Genomic DNA, 7,084 nt, shown 5'->3' with positions numbered 1-7,084 from the left:
TCCGTCAGGCGAGGGTGGCGAGCACGGCCGGGTCGTAGGGAAGCGCCCGCGCCAGCTCGCCGCGCAGCGCCAACGCCGCCCAGTCCGGGTTGGCCAGCAACGGCCTGCCCACCGCGACCAGGTCGAACTCGTTGCGCGCCAAGCGGTCCAGCAGCTCGTCGATGCCGGTGACCCCGGACCGCGCGGTGAACCCCTCGGCGAACCCACCGCCGTCGCCGTACTGCTGCTCCATGCCGACCGAGCCGACCGTGACGGCGGCCTTGCCGGTGAGCTTGCGCGCCCAGCCGGCGAGGTTCAGCTCGCCGCGGTCGAACTCGGGCAGCCAGTAGCGGCGGGTGGAGGCGTGGAACACGTCGACCCCGGCATCGGCCAGCGGGGTGAGCAACTCGGCCAGCTCGTCCGGCGTCTCCGCGATCCGGGCGTCGTAGTTGTACAGCTTCCACTGGGAGAGCCGGAAGAAGACCGGGAACCCGGGGCCGACGGCCGCCCGCACGGCCCGCACGACCTCGGCGGCGAAGCGCGCCCGGGACGCCGGGTCGCCGCCGTAGCGGTCGGTGCGCCGATTGGTTCGACCCCACAGGAAGTCGTCGATCAGGTAGCCGTGCGCGCCGTGCAGTTCGACCCCGTCGAACCCCAGGCGTTCGGCGGTGGCCGCACCGTCGGCGAAGGCGGCCACGGCGTCGTCGATGTCCCGCTGGGACATGGCCCGCCCCGCCGGCGCGCCGTCGAGCCCCACCCCGGACGGGCCTTCGGCGGCCGGCTCGGCGAGCGTGCGCGCGGCACCGGAGTGCCACAGCTGCGGGATGATCCGCCCGCCCGCCTCGTGCACCCGTTCCACCACCCGGGCCCAGCCGGCGAGAGCCCGGTCGCCGTGGAACCGGGGTACGTTCTCGTACGCCTCGGCGGCGGGCCGGTCGACGTAGGTGCCCTCGGTGATGATCAGCCCCACCTGGTTGGCGGCCCGCCTGGCGTAGTACTCCGCCACCCCCGGGCCGGGCACCCCGCCGGGAGACTGCATCCTGGTCATCGGCGCCATCACGATCCGGTTGGGCAGCACCAGATCGCCGACACCGAACGGTTCGTCGAGGTTCGCCATCATTCCTCCCGGTTCGGTCCGCTCTTTCGCGGATCGCGCGAGCTTCCCGTCCCGCGCGGTATTCGGCGGGCGGACGGGAGAAGTTGGTGACCGGACAGCGGCAGTGCATGATTATTCGGCACGCCGGCACCGACGTCCAGTCGACATGCGCGCCCGATCGGTGCTCCGATGGATCGATTTGTGCGATCCGGTGCATCGGAAAAGTCTGGTTGACCATGCTGCCCAGGTTCGTCGACAGTGGTGGGATGCGCACTCGAATCGTGCGTGTTCGGGTTGACGACCAGGAGGTCCGGCGTGGCCACGATTGGACTCATCGGCAGCGGCCTGATCGGCGGCACGGTCGCACGGCTGGTCGTCACCGCAGGTCACGACGTGCTGCTGAGCAACAGTCGCCCCCCTGGAACCCTGGCCGCACTGGCCGGTGCACTGGGACCTCGGGCCCGCACCGCCACCCCGACCGAAGCCGCGACGGCCGGTGACGTCGTGGTGATCGCCATCCCGTTCAAGGCGTACCAAACGATCCCCGTCGCACCGCTGCGCGGAAAGACGGTCGTCGACACCACCAACTACTACCCGGAACGCGACGGAGACATGGCGGACCTCGAATCCGAAACCGCCACCACAGGTGAGCTGTTGCAGCTCCACCTGCCGGAATCCCACGTGGTGAAGGCGATGAACAACATCTACTACAAGCACCTCGGGCAGTTGGCCCGCCCTCGTGGTGCCGTCGATCGTTCGACACTGCCGATCGCGGGGAACGACCCATCGGCGAAGAAGACCGTCGCCGGTTTCCTGGATGCGCTCGGCTACGACACCTTGGACACGGGCCCGCTGTCGGAGGCGTGGCGCTTCGACCGTGACACTCCGGCATACGCACACCCGTACACCGAACCGCCCGTCGATGCAGCCGCCCTGCGAGCCACGCTCGACGCCGCACACCGCCACCCCGCCAGGTAACGACCCACGTTCCGCTCGCTCCCGTCCGACACGTGTTTCGCCGATGAACCACCGGATCCGACCCTGTCCGTGCGGGAGTGCGGGCTGGCGAAGGTTCGACCACGGCGCGTTCCGATCCCCCTGTGGTCTCCCGGTGAGTCCATAAAGGATGGTCAGGCGGATCTGCGGCGAACCCCGATGTGGCCGCGTTGTCCGCTCGAACGCCCGTGGCCGCACGTCCCCAGCGGGATCACGTCGTCCCTGCCACCTGCGGACACCGCGCCGGGTCCCTGTGCGTACTTGGCTCCTCGCCGTGGACATCACCGCCCACGAGCACACCTTCCGCATGCCCGGACAAACCCTCGGCCGGCGTCACCAGCCACGACGTGCACACCGTCACCAGCACAACGGCTCATGCAAAGGGGCCTTCGGTGATGAACCGGCGCAGGCCGCGGGCGAACGTCCGGGCTTCGCCTGGCGGCCAGGCGGTGAGGCTTGCGGTGATGTGGGCGGCCAGGCGGCGGCGTAGCTCGTCCACCGCGCGTTCGCCCTGTTCGGTGAGGACCAGCAGGGTCGCTCGCCGGTCGAAGGGGTCGGGTTCGCGGCGGACCAGTCCGGCCTGTTCCAGTCTGGAGGCGCGGCGGGTGACGCCGGAGCGGTCGAGGCCCACCTCCGAGGCCAGGTCGGCTGCGCTTCGGGGGCCGATCCTGGCCACCGCGCTCAAGACCGGGTAGGTCAGTTCGTCCAGCGCTTCGCCCATGTCGGCGGTCAGCGTCTTGTACAGCCGGGCACGTGTGGCGCGCCTGAGCAGCACGCCCAGTGCGTCGGCGATCTCGCCTCCTACCTCATTCTGCATCCCCGCAGACTACCGTGCGCCGCGCACGCATCATGTGCTAGCTTCATCGTAGTGCGTGCGTGGCGCACGCATATCGACTGTGACTGCGAAAGGATCTCCATGAACCGGACCGGTATCCGTGCCGCCCTCACTGACCTGTTGTTCACCCCCGGCCTCGACCTGTACGAGGCCACCGACCGGCACTTCGCCCCCGACTACCGCCAACGGACAGACGGGGAGTGGGCCGACCGCGAGGGGTTTGTCGAGCACATCGCCCACCTGCGCACGATCGTGACCGCAGGGTCTGTCGAGGTGCGCGACGAGCTGTACGACGGTGCCCACTACGCCGATCGTCACACCGTCGAGGTCGTCAAGACGGACGGATCGACCGTGCGCACGGAGGTCTACGTCTTCGGCGAGTTCGCGCCCGACGGGCGCTTCCGCCGTATCGAGGAAACCACGCTCATGCTGCACGGCTCGGATGTGGACCGGGACATCGGTCGCGCCCGTTGAGGTTTCAGCGCACGCCTGTCATCTGCTCGGCCAGGACGCCGATGCATTCCGTAGGCGTTCGTCCCGTGGTGCCCGTTGCCGCCCACCCGTCGAGGCGGGAGGCCGCGCTGCGGTTCACCGACCTGCGCTGGTTCGAGGAGCTACCGCATGGTGGTCACTTCGCCGCGCTTGAGCAGCCGGAGTCGTTGGTCAAACAGGTGCGCGGGTTCTTCCGCCTGTTCCGCTGACCGCCCGTGCCGCCCCCTGGGAAGTCCGCGCCCAGGGAAAGAAAGTCGCACAGGGCAACGGACATGGAGAACCTCACACACTCTGTCCGACGCCAAGCCGAATGGGCGCTCCCTCCATCGGCACGGAGCCCCCACCTGGCAGGCATCCACCGACGCCGACTTCCTCACGAGGATGCAGCGGATCCTCGACCGCTACGACCACCCGCCCGAGCGCGGACGCGTGATCTGCGTCGACGAGTTCGGGCCGCTGAACCTGATGCCGCGCAAGGACAATGCCTGGCGACCGGCGACGTCACCGCGCCGATCACGAGCCACCTACACCGACGTCACGGCGTGACGCACATGCTCGCCGCACTCGACCCGACCATCGGGAAGATCCACTACCGGATCCGGCGCCGCGAACGCCACCGCGAGTTCCCCGACCTGCTCAAGCGGATCGACGCAGCCGGGCGACCTGAGTGCGTTGAGCTGGGGCCGGGCGGGCCTTCAGATCCCGTCCGGCCCCACAGTCACGGCGCTGCAGTTCCGATGAAATTGCAGGGTTCCCAGAAAAGGAGGGAGGTGCCTCCGAGGGGATTCTCCATCCTCTTCCGGGAATCCTGTAGGCGGGTCTGCCGGGCGGTTGTCGCGGCCGTCAGGAGTTCTGCGGCCCCGTGATGTGTGTCCAGTTGGGGCTGAAGCTGCCGGTGTAGTTGTGTAGGTCGGTCCAGTTGCCTTGGTTGTCGATTCTTCCGGTGGTTACGGCACCGTCGCCGTTCCGGTAGAAGAGGACGCGGTCTCCGCCGACGTGAGCGATGCGCGACCAGTTCGGGCTGAAGCTGCCGGAGTAGTTCTGCAGGGTGGTCCAGTTGCCCTGGCTGTCGACCCTGCCCGTGACCACGGCGCCATCTCCGTTCCGGTAGAAGAGGACGCGGTCTTCTCCGACGTAGGTGATGTGTGTCCAGTTGGGGCTGAAGCTGCCGGTGTAGTTGTGTAGGTCGGTCCAGTTGCCTTGGTTGTCGATTCTTCCGGTGGTTACGGCACCGTCGCCGTTCCGGTAGAAGAGGACGCGGTCTCCGCCGACGTAGGTGATGTGTGTCCAGTTGGGGCTGAAGTTGCCGGTGTAGTTGCGTAGGTCGGTCCAGTTGCCCTGGCTGTCGATTCTTCCCGTGGTTACGGCACCGTCGCCAGCCCTATAGAAGAGGACGCGGTCTTCTCCGACGTAGGTGATGTGTGTCCAGTTCGGGCTGAAGCTGCCGGAGTAGTTCTGCAGGGTGGTCCAGTTGCCTTGGTTGTCGATTCTTCCGGTGGTTACGGCACCGTCGCCGTTCCGGTAGAAGAGAACGCGGTCCCCGCCGACGTGAGCGATGCGCGACCAGTTCGGGCTGAAGCTGCCGGAGTAGTTCTGCAGGGTGGTCCAGTTGCCCTGGCTGTCGACACTGCCGGTGGTCACGGCACCGTCGCCGTTCCGGTAGAACAGTGACGGTGTGGTGTTGGTCCCGGTGAACAGCAGGCGGTTGGGCGAGCCGGATCCGGGATTGACGATCACGTTGGGGGTGGCGGCGCCGAGGATCGCCTCGGCCACTTGGGCCGGGGTGGCGCTCGGGGCGGCCGACAGCAGCAGCGCCACCGCGCCGGCGACGTGCGGGGCGGCCATCGAGGTGCCGCTGATCGTGTTGGTCGCCGTGTCGCCGGTGCTCCAGTCCGAGGTGATGTTCACGCCGGGGGCGAACAGGTCGGTGCAGGCGCCGAAGTTGGAGCTCGACGCCCGGGTATCGGTGACATCCGAGGAGTTCACGGTCAGCGCGGCCGGTACGCGGCCGGGTGAGGAGCCGCACGCGTTGGCGTTGGAGTTGCCCGAGGCGACGACGAAGCTGATCCCGGAGTTGATCGCTGCGGTGACCGCGTCGTCCAACGCCTGTGACGCGCCGCCGCCGAGGCTCATGTTGGCCACCGCGGGGCGCACCGCGTTGCGCGTCACCCAGTCCACGCCGTCGATCACACCGGAGGTGCTGCCGGACCCGTTGCAGCCCAGCACTTTCACCGCGACCAGGCGCACACCCTTGGCCACGCCCGCGTTCGCACCGCCGACGGTGCCGGCGACATGGGTACCGTGGCCGTTGCAGTCGGTGTCGATGCCGTCGCCGGTGAAGTTCGCCGCGGACACCGCCCGGCCACCGAAGTCCACGTGCGTGGTGCGGATGCCGGTGTCGATGATGTAGGCGTGCACGCCGGACGCGGTGGTGTCATAGGTGTAGCGGTTGTCCAGTGGAAGAGTGCGCTGGTCGACGCGGTCCAGGCCCCAGGACGGGGTCGGGGTCTGGGTGGCGGCGGCCCTGATCACCGCGTCCTGCTGCACGTAAGCGACCCGCGCGTCGCTTGCGATCCTCGCCGCCGTCGCGGCGTCCGCCTTGAGCGCGAAGCCGTGCAGGGCGTGCTGCCACACCGCGGTGGCCACCCCGCCATACCGCGCGGTCAGCGAACCCACCGCAGCCGTGGTCGCCAGGGCGACTTGCGGCTTGAGCACCACGATGTAGCTGCCTGTAACGGTCTCACCCCCGGCCACGCGCACGCTACCGGTCTGCGCACCGGCCACCGCCGGCATCGCCAACGCCGCTGCGGCGATTACCGCCGACACCGACGCCGCGGCATTCAACAGGAACGATCTCAAGGAGCCCTCCCGGCCGTGCCGTGCAGGGAAACGAACAGGAACAATCGGTCAGGATGCTACGCAGCCGCTGCCACCGGGAGACAGCGCGGAATGCGAAATGATCTAAAGGGGCGGATGTAGTGCGCCCGCTCGGCCCAGAGCGACACCGGCAACAGATCCAAGTCGACCAATTGCCGCACAGTGAGGTGATCTCAGCGAGTTCAGGCTGGTCGTCCGTGCTCGAAATGGGTGAGAGTAAGGGCGGCTTTGACGATGTCGCCGATCTTGCGTGGGTTGGTGGTGAAGTGCCGTAAGGACCCTCCAGCGTCCGGTGAGCAGAGCGGCGGGGCCACCGTCGTGATCGTGCCAGGCATTCCATCCGACGCGGACCCTGTGGGGCGTCCGGCCGTTGAAGGGTCGACTGGAGGTCCCGTGTGCAGCCCGGTCCCTGTTCTGAGGAGGCGGTGGTCGGCGGGGGCGACCAGGAACCGCCGGCGTCGGGGCATTCGGCGACCGGCCAGGGGATCGCGCCGGGCACGCTCCGGCGCTGCCCAACGCGCTGCCGGCGGCAGGGGTGAGCCACCCGTCCGCACTGCTCCAGGCGTTCAACGTGCTCGGCGGCCAGAACGCGGTCGCGGGCGCGAGCGGCAAGTTGGACTAGGGCAACGTCGGCACCGTCCAGCGGAAGGTCGTGCCGCCGCCGGCGTTGGACCACGAGGGGACGCCGAAGTTGCAGGACCTGCTCCAGGATTTTGCTACGACCGTGCCTGGATTCCTCCTCGGCCAGTACGCCGACCGGTTCCGACTCCGCTCGCCGCAACCGCAGCGGAATCCTTCGCGGTCCTGGT

Annotated in this window: 6 protein-coding genes and 1 pseudogene; 4 read left to right on the top strand and 3 right to left on the bottom strand. The window is 68.6% G+C overall.

Going from position 1 to position 7,084, the window contains the following annotated elements; all coding sequences use genetic code 11:
* Positions 1-4 precede the first annotated feature (4 nt).
* Positions 5-1,099, bottom strand: coding sequence for an NADH:flavin oxidoreductase (locus AC0HI0_RS18265; RefSeq protein ID WP_480933580.1), 1,095 nt, complete (start codon positions 1,097-1,099; stop codon positions 5-7).
* Between the two features lie 291 nt (positions 1,100-1,390).
* On the opposite strand from AC0HI0_RS18265, the gene AC0HI0_RS18260 reads away from it, so the two are divergent.
* Positions 1,391-2,053, top strand: a complete 663-nt coding sequence (locus AC0HI0_RS18260) for an NADPH-dependent F420 reductase (protein ID WP_480933579.1) — start codon at positions 1,391-1,393, stop codon at positions 2,051-2,053.
* A gap of 391 nt (positions 2,054-2,444) precedes the next feature.
* Here the strand turns inward: AC0HI0_RS18260 and AC0HI0_RS18255 are convergent, their stop codons facing one another.
* Complete coding sequence (locus tag AC0HI0_RS18255; protein WP_480933578.1) at positions 2,445-2,888, bottom strand: MarR family winged helix-turn-helix transcriptional regulator; 444 nt, start codon at positions 2,886-2,888, stop codon at positions 2,445-2,447.
* 99 nt (positions 2,889-2,987) lie between these two features.
* Here AC0HI0_RS18255 and AC0HI0_RS18250 point away from each other — a divergent pair, with 99 nt between their 5' ends.
* From AC0HI0_RS18250 to AC0HI0_RS18240, 3 genes and pseudogenes are all read left to right on the top strand, one after another.
* Positions 2,988-3,380, top strand: coding sequence for a nuclear transport factor 2 family protein (locus AC0HI0_RS18250; RefSeq protein WP_480933577.1), 393 nt, complete (start codon positions 2,988-2,990; stop codon positions 3,378-3,380).
* Between the two features lie 86 nt (positions 3,381-3,466).
* Positions 3,467-3,607, top strand: a pseudogene (locus AC0HI0_RS18245) (epoxide hydrolase); the annotation flags it as partial.
* Positions 3,608-3,779: 172 nt separating this feature from the next.
* The gene (locus tag AC0HI0_RS18240; protein WP_480933576.1) at positions 3,780-3,944 is read left to right on the top strand and encodes a hypothetical protein; all 165 of its coding nucleotides are present in this window, start codon (positions 3,780-3,782) and stop codon (positions 3,942-3,944) included.
* A gap of 297 nt (positions 3,945-4,241) precedes the next feature.
* On the opposite strand, the gene AC0HI0_RS18235 is transcribed toward AC0HI0_RS18240, so the two are convergent.
* Positions 4,242-6,257: a S8 family peptidase gene (locus AC0HI0_RS18235; RefSeq protein WP_480933575.1), complete on the bottom strand. Its 2,016-nt coding sequence runs from the start codon at positions 6,255-6,257 to the stop codon at positions 4,242-4,244.
* Positions 6,258-7,084: the final 827 nt, after the last annotated feature.

The organism is Saccharothrix sp. NBAS 001 (genome assembly GCF_056640475.1).
This window is presented reverse-complemented; position numbering and strand designations above follow the sequence as displayed.